Origin of the sequence: Shewanella sp. DAU305 (genome assembly GCF_026802235.1) — a bacterium.
GTDB classification, from domain to species: domain Bacteria; phylum Pseudomonadota; class Gammaproteobacteria; order Enterobacterales; family Shewanellaceae; genus Shewanella; species Shewanella baltica.
The window spans coordinates 2892729-2907796 of record NZ_CP113808.1 but is presented as its reverse complement, the minus strand read 5'-3'; the positions used below and the strand labels follow the sequence as shown (position 1 = coordinate 2907796).

Below are 15068 nucleotides of genomic sequence, written 5' to 3'. Positions count from 1 at the left end.
TGGCATAAACCTCAAAAAAGATCTACATCAATAGCTCAAAATAAGCAGCAAATGTAAAAAACTGAATATGCTTTGATGTCTTTGTATTCGCTTATATGAATTGTTAACTACGGCTATCTCTAGAAACCCATTACCATCATGCTTGCCTAAATAAAGCCCTTCACTCTCACTAGCAACGACAAATTTAGTGTCACTGAAACCATGTTCGATAAGCGTCTTCTTCCATCTAGCCTGGATAATATTAGACTTTTCAGGGGTTAGGTTTGCATTATGATAGCGAAAATTTAAATGCCTGGCTTTTAAATCCAACAATTGACATAGGCGGATAAACATTCTTGAAATATTTGCGTCTGGACAGCGTAAGGCGTAATTTTTACCGGGAACCGCATACCGCAAAATTTCTATCCCTAGGCGAATATTTTCTAAGGTCAATGAACCTTCACTAATGTTGTTATCCAATTTATTACATAAAAAGATAAACACACGTGTTGAATTAGCTAAATGTTTATTTTGTTGGATGTTAACAACTGAAACGTCTATACGCGGAAACTTAGGGATTAAGGGTAAGTGCCTACCTCTGCGAGGATAATTCTTATGAATAGTCTCGGCATTACTGAGTAACTTTTGTAATTGCTCTAATGGAACCACATAGTGCGCGGCAACTTCGATGGTGGATGATGTATGTAACGCATTTAATGCTTTGGCCCAAGTTAAACTACTGATAGTTAAGTCTGTTTTTATATTGACAGAGAAGTTCGCTAAACTTGGCATCACTAGGCTGACTGTTTGTTGAGCTGGTTTAACGGCAAGTTTGTGCATTACGTCCTGAGTGTAGTACGTTATGCGTTCAGCTAGACTCAATCCTGGTTCTAGGGGTTGCAGTGTCACACGACCCACGCACTCTGATGTAAAGTATTTTGTCAGTTCAAAGCGCGAATTGTGCTGCAGGTAATACAGTAGGTCTTTTAAATGAAGATAACTATTTAGCGTCGATTGCACGTCTTTATGGCCCATCATATGAGACAGGATAAACATTTTCTTGCGGGTGTTATCACTATAGCAAAGACGTGTTTGCAACCTTTTTAGATACTTTTCATCAAAAAACTCATCATTGAACAAGGTCAAATGTCGCCTGCCCGTCTCTATGATGCTGGCATTCAAACGACACCAGGTCCAATTAGCAAAACTGTGTCGTAAATGATGTACACGTAAACTTTGATCTTGGGTGTAATGACGCATTAAGTCTGTTATTAAGTCATAAGCCTGATTCACTCTTCTCTGATTATCAAATAGTAAGGTGCTATTCTTAGCCCCTGCTCCATGGATGATTCGATAAGTGTATCGCAACTTACTCAATGCCGTTTTCGGCCACAAAGCGTCTAAAGGTAACTCTCTTCTGGCGGAGGTCGTTTTTAATGTCCTATGTTTATTAGGTCTCACTGAAAGCTGAACATAATCAAAGTCGTTATGGGTTGGTTCAGTCAGAGAGAATGTAAAATCCCCCCAGGTTAACTTGGCGGCTTCATTTCGACGTAATCCACTGTAGAAACAGAAACACAAAAGAAAATAGGCATCGCGATGCACTAGACAATGTATCGATTGATGGTCTAAATAGGATAATATGGCTTGCACATGTTCATAGGAAATCAGGTTGCTATCTACCTCGCTGGAGCTCCCAAACACCTCAATATCAGATAAACATAAATCTCGAACAAAGCCTGAATCAATCAGAAACTGCGCAAAATAGTAGATATATTTTTTTCGCTGTGCCGAAGAAAAATGGTCAGCAGCATCATTTAATTTCTCAGCCCAATCCTCACCCGACAATAAGTAAATATCGCTTGTGCAAAAAATGATTAGAAATGGCCGGCTTAAACTTTTGACATAATCAATAGTTGTCGATACTTTTAGCCGCCGCTTGTGCGTACCACCTGTCTTTAGTAACGAATACAGCCATGCACATAAAATCCAAAAGTATGGATTACTCTTAGATGATTGTTGATCCAGAATGATTGCTATAGCCCCAAGACAATCGGCTCGAGGTTTGTTGCTATCTACAAGTTTACAGAGCTCGGTATATACCTTATCTAATTGTTCGAGGGTCTTTTCCATCGACACAAAAGAAGTTTTCTCGTTCGTGACAACGGACCAATCACGAAAAGCCTTGGTTTTATCAGAAATGGCTTCTGAAAGGTACGGTTCGGCGTTTGCATAAACTTTTCCTGTCAGGATACGTACAAACGCATGTGTGGGCAATGGCTGGCAAACGCCAGGTAACATGTACATACGATATTGAACCGGGCCATAACGGAGGACGTTATCAATTCGTCGCAGCACCCTTAGCTTCAATAGTGATATATCTGACCAATCGAAATACGATCCGTAATTAAGATAATGCACTAAAGCAGCTTTGAACTGACTGGGCTTTATTGCGAAAGACGCGCTATGGTGCACATTATGCCATTGCTGTAAAGCCATGACAGCCATATCACTTAGCACATAACGTGGCGAATTTATTTTGATATTTTGGCATTGCCAATAACAAATTCCTCCCACGTAGAATATGTCCTGTGGGTATTCAACCATAAGCTGTAAATGTTCAGTTTTCTCTATGTTCACTGTGTAATATAAGACGAGTAATAGTCTCCCCAACTTAGCCTTGTCATCTAAATCTCTATGAGGCGCTATCAACTCCCTGCTTAATTGAGTGTTAATGAGCTCGACTATGGGTAATTTTGTCAAATCTACCGGGGTCAACATCGGTTTATCACGTTTTAACGTGATGATTGAAGGAATGTTTGGCGAGTCTATGTCTAAGAACTTTTTGGCATAGTTGAGTATAGATTGCAGTATGAGAAGTTGTGCTTGTTTGCTTAGCACTTCAGGCTTCAATGCGGCAAGCACGTTTTCTAACTCTTCTGGTAAAAAAGCGTTATCAGAAAGTTTAATCTCCTTTTTTAGATGCCCGAGCAGATTGTGATAGGATGCAAAAAATTCGTTTTCAATTTTTTCTGACTTTTTATTTTTTACAGCAATAGATGGCGATATGCTGTTTAAAAATGCGGTGCGGCATTCTATGTATAATGGATGTAGCTTCCCCTCTTTTGATAGCTGGATTATGAAAGCACTGACTTTAGTGGTTGCCATCCTACCTCCCTGAATAACTTATCTAAGATAGGCACTAATTCATTAATGGCTTCGATATGGCTTAACGCTGAGTAATTTCCTATTGGTACTTCACCAGCTTGCCAATGACCCATTTGAAAGTTGATTAACTCAGGATCGACTCCTTGATCTAATAAACTACTTTTTAACCAGTGACGACCTGCATTGGCTGGTATAGAGTTTTTTTCCTTTAGTACGCTAATTAATTGTGAAGGAGACAAGCTGCGGGTAACAATTCCTGACTTTTGCTTTTGAAAGAAAAAAAATGGACCATGTTGACTGCGGGAGTTTCTTATCTTTGTATACCAAGCTGAGGCTTGTAAATTGTCATAGCTCAATACTTGCCGATCAACATCGATTATATTGTCTAGTTCGCTGCATAATTGTGGCATTAATAGCCGCAACAATCCGCGCAAACAGCCAAGATGCCGTCGATATTCGACTAATTGAGCCGTTAACACTGATGGGATTGCGACAATACGTGAATGAGTAAAGTCGCTATCGTCTTTGTCGCTTATTCCCATCAAATTAAAAGAAGGTAGAAACAAAGCCAAGGTAGGTAATGGATTCCAAGCCGCACGGTAGCCAGTACCAAATAGCAACATCCATGCTGTGTAAGCTACAAATACATTATGATAGGCTAAAATATCCTCTAACCTGTGTTGAGGTGTTGGGGATAACGCCTTTGTTTGCTGAGACAAATGGATTATCAATTGTTGGATAGTCGCTTGGGTTGGAGTAAACGTTGATCCTAAATATTGCTCTTCTTGCTGCCAGTATCTCAACTCAAATAGGCTGACTATTAATGGTTTTCCGCTGTAAACTGAAATCCCCTTTGCAACATCGTTCCAAAATTTCAATAACTGATCACAGCGCTTTTGATCGCTAACACTGGAATAACTGCGGGCGACTCGAGTGGTATACATATTAACTGCATAACTGAAATCAATATAAATGGGGTCTATCACATTTGTAGAGTTGATGTAATTGCATACGAAGTTGGTTAATCTTTTAAGACTTAAACGTCCACCACCAGAGTTGTCAGAAATTTTCGCCAGCTTTTGGGCCAATTTAGACTCAATTTTTTCAACGTCAACGTCCTCAATAAGATTGCCGACTAAACGTGCTCCCATGTGAATGGTGATTAATTTAACCAAAAAGTTTGGACACGCAGTAAAGACATCTTCAACCGTTTTTCTTAGCCCTATTTGGTTCAGACGAGGTCCTGTTGAGTGCGATAGAGGAAAACACCACCATCCATTTCCTCTAGGATCGATATAAAGACCTTGTTTTTTAGATGACAAATCACGAAACACACACAGATTTTTGACCTCTGAAACCGATTTACTGAGAATCAGCATAGTCCATAGAATTATTGCGGTTTCTCGAGTTGATCCGCGACGGCCATAAACCAATAATTTTTTAGCGAGCAGGTAGAGTTCGGCAGGCATCAATAACTGAGTATTTTGCATGCCGATGTTATGAGATCGTCTTACTCGGCTAGTAACATCAATTTCAGTCCGGTGCTTAACCATTGGATTAAAATTAATTGCAACGTCAAGCAACGCCGTTCTGTCTCGCTTTTCCGACATATCAGCATTAGCCATCACAAATGATTGCGACGGGTAGAAATCATCTTCGTCCAGACCTTCGCTATCTGGAATCATATTATCTTGTGGCAATATCGCAGATAAACCATCATCAGTCCCCACTATGGGGTCGGTAATCGGATCTCCATATCTCTTGGGTCCTCTATCTTTATCGCCATGTCCACGAGTACGGCTAATGGCGGGACACCAACTATTGCGAAAAAAATGGCGCAGAACTCTAACATGGGACGTCGGATAAATATTAAGTTTGCTATATTTTCCAGCAAAAATGCTATCGAGATTAGCTGCTATTGATTCTGGGCTATCAAGATGAGAATTCAATATGTGTACTCGACTAGCGTCGAACGTCTTATCTCCTAATTCCATCATTAATCGAAAATTACTGCATGCTTCCTCTTCTCTTGATGTCGTTTTAGTGGCAAATTCAGGATCAGTCAGCGAGTCAAGGGTATCAAAATACTGCTTGATGAAGGCGGCAAGTAACGCACAGGAATGGTAATCAACCTTATATTTCCAAGAACAGATCAAAAGCACATAAAATGGGCGTTCATGACACCATCCCTTACGATACGTGTTTCGATAAAACTCTTTGTTTATTGATAAATCGTTCACTACCATTTGGTGTGCATGGAAGGCATTATAAATGTAAGGCGCAAGACACAGCATTTTTTGAATAAAATTCGCTACTTCAGTAGAAACATTATTCACACGAGTAATTAACACGATTAATTGGAAAAAAGCGCTCAGATCATCAGGCGCATTGACTCGTTCTAAAAACTCATGGAGATCAGCTAAAATGGTCTCGGCATCGATCTCTATAGCGTTTATCTTACAATAGCCTTCTATGTGTTTTAGGACTTTTTGTTCAAGTATTGTCATTTTAACTTCACCGATTTAGTACTGATATGTAGCCATCGACATAGTTCAGTCTTTGTTTTAATCGATGGGAATAACGACTGCCATTCGGGGGAAAGAAATACTGATGGCTGATCTACACTCGTAAACAAATGGGGCAATGTATAGTTAATGGTATCGGCGCTAATATCCACAAATTCTTTTAACAGCGGCCTCACTACATCGTTCATTAAAATTAATCGTCTCAGTTGCGCCTTGGGTCTTCGAGACAGGATTAAACAAGGGACGCTTGAATCCACATTTTTAGCATATTTGGCCTTGCATAACTTCTGAAAAGTTAATAAACCTGATAACACCCGATAATGTCCTGCTTCGGTTTTATAAACCAAAAAGGGGGACTGGTAGGCATCGAGTAAAATTGTCGCTGGCGATTCGAATGAATCATCTGAGCATGGTTTCAATGAGCTAATTAAATTAAAGCTCTTAGCAAATTCCTCCACATCTTTATCAAGAGTGGTCAACTTCAAGTCGACTCTCTCTAATTGAACACCTTCAAGAAGCTTTTCCAATTCGCGCCGTATGGTTTCAACTTGATGATTCATCTGCAAACCTACCCTTTGATGGAATAGTGGTCAAAAATGACATTTACAGATTGTGCCTAAAGTGTGCCGAAATCAAGTAAATAAATGCTTGAAAATACGCCAAAACACCTAGCAAAGTGAGTTTTAATTTAAACTTTATCCATATAAAACATATATTTATGGAAATAATGCTAAAGTGGCTTTTATCTAATTAATGAATATTAACGTCTTGACATGGTAGGGGTCGGTGGTTCGAGTCCACTCGGGTGTACCACTCTCTTCACAGAGTATAAAACGTGAAAATAATACAATACACCCGTAGCTCAGTTGGTTAGAGCACTACCTTGACATGGTAGGGGTCGGTGGTTCGAGTCCACTCGGGTGTACCATTTCTTATTCTGCATTTCATCTATTCGCCTAGTTAGTCATCCAATTATCAATAAAAAATTAAATCAAACCGTCTTTAAAACACATAGTTATGTCCTCTATCGCCTCTATATTTTTGATTTAATTAAAGTCAACCCCAGAAAATCTACACTATTCAACATCCAAAACGTAGTACCCCCTACTAAACCCAATATTGGCAGTAGAATTGTTGCGCCCTCTTCAATCTTTTTAAACTAGCCGCCTAAAAATCTCTGACTAAGTACGGCATCGAACAGACACTCGAAGGTCAATGTCGCAGAATCATGCATTCATCGTCTGTTCGTTAAAAATAGCGTTAAGACAATCACCTGCAATTATCATAATCGCTCTATAGTGAGCGATCCCATCAGCATTTAGCGAGGAACTCCCAATGTCGAATGAAGGCTTTCATGAATCCATCACTGAACTCACAGATAAAACCAAGGACATGCACAGTGTAGTGGCACACTAATTTTGGCCACCTAAATAGAGGTGATATTATTACCTCGTAGATGACTTTAGGTGAATACATGAGAGCAACAACCAGAAAAACATTTAGTGCTGAATTCAAACTTGAAGCAGCCCAATTAGTCCTCGATAAAAACCATAGCATCATCGAAGCTGCAAAGGCGATGAACGTAGGTAAGTCCACTATGGATAAATGGGTGAGACAGTTAAAACTAGAACGCCAGGGTGGCACACCAAAAGCATCTCCGATTACCCCAGAACAAATTGAAATCCGTGAACTGAAGAAACAAATAGCGCGTCTTGAGGAGCATAATCTAATCCTAAAAAAGGCTACCGCTCTCTTGATGTCAGACTCGATGAACAATTTACGCTGATCAGCGCACTCAAGCAGAGCCACTCTATTCTCACAATTTGTAATGCATTCAAAGTGCATCGAAGTAGCTATAAATATTGGCTAAAAAGAAAAGAACATATCGATGCTGATTTTACAATTTTATGCAGTGAAGTGAAGGCCGCGCATCGTATTAGTCATGGCTCTGCCGGTGCTCGAACGATAGCGCAATTAGTGACTAACAAAGGGATCTGTCTCAGTCGTTATCGAGCCCGTAATCTAATGAAAAAGCTTGGGTTATTGAGCTGTCAGCAGCCTAAACATTCTTATAGGAAAGCTGCACAAGAGCATGTAGCGATCCCGAATACGCTTAATCGACAGTTTGCCGTAACTCAACCAGATCAAGTGTGGTGTGGCGATGTGACGTATGTTTGGGTCGGTAATCGTTGGGCATATTTAGCGGTTGTTCTAGACCTGTTTTCCCGTAAACCTGTTGGGTGGGCTTTGTCATTATCACCTGACAGCGAGCTGACCTGTAAAGCCTTGAAAATGGCATTTGAGTTAAGGGGGAAACCTGAGAATGTGATTTATCACAGCGATCAAGGTTCACATTACACAAGCTTGAAATTCAGACAATTAATATGGCGTCTTCAGATTGAGCAAAGTATGAGTCGCCGCGGGAATTGTTGGGATAACGCACCAATGGAGCGTTTCTTTAGAAGTTTGAAATCTGAGTGGATACCCGCCAGTGGTTATGGGAATTTTACAGAAGCAGATAAAGAGATCACAAATTACATCACTGGATATTACAGTGAGACCAGACCCCATCAATATAATGGTGGGTTAACGCCAAATGAGTCAGAACGTTTATATTGGAATGACTCTAAAACCGTGGCCAATTTTACTTGACCACTACAGATACACCTATTGCTCACAAATAAGCATTCAATCTGGTTGTTTGTGCGAGCGATTTGCACGAGAAAACGCCTTTAGTTACTAAGCTGCCGTTGTTGTAATACCCATTTCTGCATGTATTATTTCGCCATTTAGCTCACTTCATACAACCTTGCTGAATACTAGCGTGCAAAGTTTATCACTACGGGCTTAGTGACTTTTATCATTATCGTAAGGACGACACTTGATGTGGCCTTAACAAGCGATCTCGCGTGTAAAGTCATTTAGGAATATGGGACCTTTAAATGCCAGTATCGCGAGCACTGCTGTGCTAGAAAAACGAGCGATGCCAGTCATTTCTAAACGACTAAAAACATCACTCATTATTTGTTTACATTGAAATGACGACTCAATATTGAGGTATCACATCACTTAGGGTTTATAACTCAAATTTTACCGAGTAGAAGGAGTATAACGAGGATAAATACCACCAAACCTAATCCACCGCTTGGTCCGTACCCCCAGCTTTTACTGTGTGGCCACGTCGGTACCGCACCGATCAACATCAGAATCAAAACAACCAATAATATTGTTCCTACCGTCATGAGAGTCTCCTAGACATTATGGATATCACTCGAACCAGAAATCTTAATCAATATGACTTTAGCACTACAGACTTAGACCCTTTTAAAAACTCACATAAAGTAGTCATACCTTATGCTTAAGGTGCTTACTTAATCGTAAAGCCTCTTACATTAACTAGGTTTGTCGACATCCTTAGCCGCTTCTTTTACATTACCCATTGTTTTTTGAGTTTTACCTTTTATCTGCTTCTGAACACCTTTTACCTGTTGTTTGGGGTTTCCAACTATCTCACCTATTTTTTGCTGCGCTTTGCCTGCAGCATCTTTTATTGAACCTTCTATCAAGTCTTTGTTCATGGTCAATTTCCTTTTGAAGTTGTTGATATAATGTTTAAATAATAAGTGCTCATAATCTGTTCTGAGCCAGGGTTGATTTTTAGTGAATATCTTAATGAGTAAATGCATTAGTAAAACTAGGTTAAAGGAAAGTAATATCGATTTATTAGTGTAAGATTTCACTGGCAATGCTTTACATCAAGCACATAGTATCAATTTTGATATTAATAATGATGCAAAATGAATTCTAATATAGGAATGATTTATCGCCATATTGAACTTTATCTTGCGCGAAAATATTTGAGTGTGCGCCATAGTGGACATGTCACTGTGAATTTGAAATTAGTTACGAATTACTTTTGTTGTCTATTATCTAACTATTTTGTAGGCTGTGGACTAAGGCTGTAGCCGAGTCATATTAAAAATATCATAAAATTAAATAACAGCAATTATATTTATTAATGTGAATATCAATGGTTGAAGACATATCAATCTAAACCTATAACCAAACTTATACTTTCTTTAAAAGTGCGTCTGTGCGATAGCGTACAGACTGTATCAATGTAGTCGCTCACAAATCTCAAAAAATAATCCACACTAAACCAACAAACTAAATACACTTGATATGACTAATGTAAATATTACTTCTAACTAGATTTCAATATGGCTTTTAACGCATGTGGTTCTATTGTATAGCTAATCCCGCTATATATCAGTGTACCATCAACGCTTGTGATGAGTTAACTCCTTAACTACTGAATAAATACAGAGCCTGCCTGGACTGTACATGCTATAAATCGTCAATTTGTTTCATGTTACGTGCCAGCAACCGCTTTTCTGCTTCTTCAAGAGACAGTATATTGCTAAGAAATTCAGTTACGGAAGGTGCAGAACTGCAATTTTGTAGATATTCAAACAGTCCAACAATATTTTTATGATATTCTAGTGTGGCTATTGCTATTTCATCCGTATCCATCTTCTCAAACGGATGCTCATCTGTTAAATGAATAGGTATGGCCGTTTTTTCATAGAAATGTCGACAATAAGTGTTAAGTGCATTGCTATTGCTATTGCCATTATCCTCGAACTGTCTGATGACCCGTTCCATTTTTTTCTCGTGAGATGAAATATATTCCAGCAGTAATTCGCTCCGCTCGCTATCATTTTCCAGTGCGCAATGTGCCGCAAACACATGCAGCTGTTGGTGGATATTTTTAGTCCATTGCATAACATCATAAAGCGTTTCAATTTGCATATTTATCCTCAGCATAAGGTTATTAATGATGAGTATACCCGTTTTTATTCATTGACTCTGTTCGTTGCCGCACTGATTGCGAACAGTATAATGCCTGCAAAAAATAGGGAGAAACTGCTAACCTAATGTGTTGTCCTACCATGACTTGGTTGAACCACATCATTCTTCCACTTTCAGGCGATAACTGTATTGGATTTTGGTACGAAGCAAAGGTTGGCTTAGTCCAACATCTATAGATATCAGTGCTGAGTCGTTAATACGAACTAGCACGAGCAATCAAAACATTAGCAATAATAGAATATGCAGGAGAAGTAGCCGATCACTCGGCTACCCTGTTTAGCGGAAAACTTAAAAGCGGTAATTAAAACTCAAGGTCACATTACGTGGCGTGCCATAGTGATACACGCTATAAGCTTCGGACATTGAGGATGAGGCTGACATATAAGCGTAGTATTTTTCGTCTAATAAATTCTCCACATTAAGTTGCAGATCCATATTATCGGCGAGGTTATAACGGGCCATCAGGTTAACGAGGGAGTAAGCTTCCTGATCTATTTTTACTGTGCCGCCTTCAGAGTAACTGTCACTTTGCCAATTAATACCACCACCCACGGTTAACTCAGGCACATAATCGACAAACTGATACGTGGTAAATAGCTTAAACTGTTTACGTGGGCTTGTGGTTGCCATGCTGTTTCCTTCCACATCTTCTGCGGTAAACTGAGAATAGCCAGCTGTGATATTCCAACCATCAATCAACTCACCCACCACTTCTAACTCGAAACCTGTACTTTCAGTACCTTGAGCAGCTTTGTAATTAGTAACGGGTTTGCCATCAATTATGACTATTCCATTTGGCGTTGCTAGGTTGTCTTGATCAATTTTAAATAGCGCGACAGTTGTGTGCAGACGATCGTCAAGATAAGCACTCTTCAGACCAATTTCATAAGCTTTACCTTTTAATGGGTCGAGATACTCTCCATAAGCATTAGTCACATTTTGCGGATTAAATATTTCGGTATAACTCACATAGGCACGATGTTGCTCACTAATGTCATATAAGGCACCGACATAAGGTACAAACACCCCATCATCACCAAAGTTGGTATCAGTGCCGTAGCTCACTCCTTCACGATTCCAGCTGGAAATCCGGCCGCCAGCAATGATTTTTAAGGCTTCAGTAATGGTGAAACGGGTTGCAGCGTAAAAACCTTTTTGCTCAGTGTCCATCTGCAGCTGACGATTGGCGTCCGTTGACCATTCAGGCTCAGCAAATGCATTGCTTTGCCATTCGTAAAAGTTATCTACGGGCTTGTTGTCGTAACCGCTCATATTATCCCGAATGGGTTCAAAGGTATCGGCATAGGACTTTTGTTTACTGTATAAAGCACCGACGACAAACTCATGTTCACGATTAAACAGTTGATAATCCCCTTTTAACTGTAAATCGAAATTATCTGAGTTGCTCTCACCGTGGCTGTGATAACGCTGACCACTTAATCCTGCCCCCGTTTCTTTATCAAGCAAACCAGACATGTAGATCATTTTAGTGGTGGTTTCATACTCCATACGGTTGTAGTTCGCCACCAGTTGCCAGCCATTGTTGAAATAATGATTGAGGTTGGCAAAGTAGTTTACGTTGGTGGTTTCCCAGCGACTCCAATCTGCTGCCGTTGTAGCAGAAACATCCCAATCGGTAGGTGTGCCATCGCTGAATACGGCTGGTAATGCTCCCCACATGGCGCCTTTAGGATTATTGTTGTTGTAACTGCCCCCCACGCGCAACATAGTGTTATCTGTGATATCAGTATCGATAACACCGTAAAGAATGGTTTTGCGGTCTTGATAAAGTTCTTGATATGAATCGCTATTGACGTATTTAGCAACCATACGACCGCGCACACTACCACTTTCATTGAGGCCATTGGAGACATCGGCGGTGATCTGTTTTTTATCCCAACTGCCCGTTGCTACATCGACATAACCCTTCAGGTCGCTGCTATCGGCATGTTTACGAACTAAATTAATCGAAGCAGAGGGATCTCCGGCACCTGTGAGTAAGCCAGTTGCCCCCCGCACCACTTCAACTCGCTCGTAAATGGATACATCAGAAACGGTTTCACCAGCATCACCACCTAAACTCCAAGATAAAGGTACACCGTCAATTTGGTAATTTTGCACTGAAAATCCGCGAGCATTGAAACCATTACGCACATTGTCAGTTTTAGATGACGATAAACCTACCGCATTATTAACGACATCAACGACGGTATTAAGCGCCTGATCTTGAATTCGTTCAGCGGTTAAAATCGACACTGACTGCGGTGTTTCCATTAGCGACAATCCAAGCCCTGTGGCGGTATCGATTGTTTTGCTAACAGTGTATTTACCCATCACTGTGATTTTTTCAATATTTTGGTCTTGTAAATCAGGAGTTGACTGCTCCTCGGCTAAAACCAGTAAAGGATTTAAGGCCAAAGCAACAGCCGCCGCAAGAGGAAGAAGATTAAATTGCATAGTTAGTTGGATAGTTTATTTAGAGTGGCAATACGGTAACACTATTGCGAATCACTTTCATTTGTATTTTAGTGATTCGGATAACATATTTGCTATTGACTCATGAAGGACAACGCAACTTGGTGTTTCATGCAATTGAAACTTGCCATTTAAGAGAAAGCTCACAGCAAGAAAAGTGATTTTTTAGCCGTATTTAAGCCCAGATGCTTAACCTTTAAAAAACAACCCCTTAGCTTGTCACTCTAAGAGGTCGTCTTTGCTGTCTGGGCTTTAGGTTTTAAACTTGTTTTAAGGTGATTTGTACTACTGCACGAGTATATCAGCGGGCAGTGGCCATTTTCCGACTTGCCACTCACCTTGCCAATTCTCTATCGAAATCCACAGACTTTCGTTCGACGTTAAGGTTTTTGACGAAATCGCGTGCACATGCTGGCCATGCTTATTACCGTGTATAATGCCATTTTCACTGCGCTGTAAGTCTGCGATAGGCAAAGCTTGAGTTCCAATATTGGCGTAGCCTTGGCGTATATTGGCTATATCTCCTTTTTCAAAAACCAACATAAAATCTTTTACGTAATCATCATGATGCACGTAAGGCGCGTTAAGGTCTAAGGGTAAAGGCGCAATGGTAAACTCGCCCAACTGCTGAGCCTTCCATGCAGGAGGAAATGTGGGTGTTAACGACTGATATAGAAATAATATCGGTAGGAGTAGAATTAACCCACTGAGTTTATACTTATTTCTTAGCCAGAAGCTTGAGTTAGTAACAGCCATTAACATCCCTCCTCTAGGACTTCAGTTGCTGTGTTTTGAGCGCTTGCATTTTTAAATGCTCGCAGATTGCGCAATCCCCACATCATAAATCCTGTAATCGACATACCCGATAGAATTAATCCAAAAATAAACCAAATGATTTTTGTCCAAATACCGCCTAAGGTGCCGTAATGCAGAGGATCGGCAATATGCATTAGGGTTTGCATGCCCGTCATCGTCTCGGGTGAGGTGGCACGTGCAACCTCCCCTGTCCAAGGATTAATACTGAGGTTATATGAATACTGATCGTAGAAAATATGATCGCCGCTACCGCTCAGGTGATACATGTCTCGATTGTGTTCTGGTTGCATCACATAACTTGGCTGAAAATCTGGAAAACGTGTTTGCGCTAGCGTTAAGGCTTGTGCAAATGACACGCTCGGAGCCAGCTTCCCTTCATTTTCATGGACGTAGGGCAATTGTTCTACGCCGACCAATGGCGCATGGGCTTCTATATCAATATCCGCATGCCAAAAAATGGCTTGGGTTAAATACCATAACCCCGTCACGGCCATGATGGCGATAAACCAAATAGACCAAACACCGGACAATTTATGTAAATCAGCTAATAACGTCTTTTTCCCTTGATTGAGTCGCAGCTTAGGTGCAAATAAACTCCGCCAAAAACGTTTATAGACAATCAATCCAGTGACTAAAGACGCGAGCATGAACAGCGCCATCGAACATACGAGGTAATAGCCAAGGCTGTAACTGCTTTGCCAGGGAAATAGTAACCATGCATGTAACGATCTGATAAAGCCCACAAAGGTCATACCTTCATTGATCTGTTGGATCTCACCTGTGTATTGATTCACATAGGCCATGGCAAAGGGCTTATCCGCATCACTGAACATCACCACATTCACCAAATATGGCTCTAAAGTCATAGCGCCAGTAACCGCCGCACTTGGGTAGGCTGTCTCAACAATTGTCATCAACTCGCTGACTGGTTTCTCCGGTAAATCATTAGGATTCAATGCTCTGGATGCAGGATTCGTGAGCCAAGTGATTTCATGACTTAATACCGCAATCGTGCCCGTCAAACAGATAAAACAAAATAACAACCATATTGGGAGCGACACCCAACCGTGCAACATAAACCAGAACCGGTTACTGATCTTCGCCATTTGTGACTTTCCTAACACTTATCTAATGCCGAGAGTGTAAAGGTAATGCAAATTGTTATCAATACGATGTACCGGTAATTGTTTTCAATTAGAATGCCGGTCACAAAATACTATGATGGGGAATCAT

General features: G+C 40.4%; 10 protein-coding genes and 1 tRNA gene. 2 read left to right on the top strand and 9 right to left on the bottom strand.

Annotated elements, in window-relative coordinates:
- Nucleotides 1-27 precede the first annotated feature (27 nt).
- From OX890_RS12295 to OX890_RS12285, 3 genes are read right to left on the bottom strand one after another with little or no spacing between them, the layout of a single operon-like run.
- Nucleotides 28-3147: a tyrosine-type recombinase/integrase gene (locus tag OX890_RS12295; protein ID WP_268649302.1), complete on the bottom strand. Its 3120-nt coding sequence runs from the start codon at nt 3145-3147 to the stop codon at nt 28-30.
- Nucleotides 3117-5654 (bottom strand): hypothetical protein, encoded by a 2538-nt coding sequence (locus OX890_RS12290; RefSeq protein ID WP_268649301.1) that lies wholly within the window; start codon nt 5652-5654, stop codon nt 3117-3119. Before OX890_RS12290 ends, OX890_RS12295 begins: the two co-directional genes overlap by 31 nt.
- Entirely contained in the window at nt 5651-6232 is a 582-nt protein-coding gene (locus tag OX890_RS12285; RefSeq protein ID WP_263236120.1) for a hypothetical protein, read from the bottom strand. The genes OX890_RS12290 and OX890_RS12285 overlap by 4 nt, the downstream gene beginning before the upstream one ends.
- 291 nt (nt 6233-6523) lie before the next feature.
- On the opposite strand from OX890_RS12285, the gene OX890_RS12280 reads away from it, so the two are divergent.
- Nucleotides 6524-6600, top strand: a tRNA-Val gene (locus tag OX890_RS12280).
- A gap of 546 nt (nt 6601-7146) precedes the next feature.
- Nucleotides 7147-8324, top strand: a protein-coding gene (locus OX890_RS12275) for an IS3-like element ISSba5 family transposase (RefSeq protein ID WP_126491693.1) whose coding sequence is annotated in 2 segments (ribosomal slippage) — nt 7147-7405 and nt 7405-8324 — 1179 coding nt in all. Because the reading frame shifts where the segments join, the coding sequence is not laid out codon by codon here.
- Between the two features lie 431 nt (nt 8325-8755).
- On the opposite strand, the gene OX890_RS12270 is transcribed toward OX890_RS12275, so the two are convergent.
- From OX890_RS12270 to OX890_RS12245, 6 genes are all read right to left on the bottom strand, one after another.
- Entirely contained in the window at nt 8756-8914 is a 159-nt protein-coding gene (locus OX890_RS12270) for a DUF3309 family protein (RefSeq protein WP_006081661.1), read from the bottom strand.
- 150 nt (nt 8915-9064) lie between these two features.
- A complete protein-coding gene (locus tag OX890_RS12265) occupies nt 9065-9250 on the bottom strand; it encodes a CsbD family protein (RefSeq protein ID WP_126491911.1) in 186 nt (61 codons plus the stop codon).
- Between the two features lie 769 nt (nt 9251-10019).
- On the bottom strand, nt 10020-10484 hold the full coding sequence (locus OX890_RS12260; RefSeq protein ID WP_268649300.1) for a hypothetical protein: 465 nt from the start codon (nt 10482-10484) through the stop codon (nt 10020-10022).
- Nucleotides 10485-10832: 348 nt separating this feature from the next.
- Nucleotides 10833-13001, bottom strand: a complete 2169-nt coding sequence (locus OX890_RS12255) for a TonB-dependent siderophore receptor (protein ID WP_268649299.1) — start codon at nt 12999-13001, stop codon at nt 10833-10835.
- Nucleotides 13002-13304: 303 nt separating this feature from the next.
- Nucleotides 13305-13775 (bottom strand): hypothetical protein, encoded by a 471-nt coding sequence (locus tag OX890_RS12250; protein WP_268649298.1) that lies wholly within the window; start codon nt 13773-13775, stop codon nt 13305-13307.
- Nucleotides 13775-14941 carry a PepSY-associated TM helix domain-containing protein gene (locus tag OX890_RS12245; protein ID WP_268649297.1) on the bottom strand — a complete coding sequence of 389 codons (1167 nt, stop codon included), beginning with the start codon at nt 14939-14941 and terminating at the stop codon, nt 13775-13777. Before OX890_RS12245 ends, OX890_RS12250 begins: the two co-directional genes overlap by 1 nt.
- Between the last annotated feature and the right edge of the window lie 127 nt (nt 14942-15068).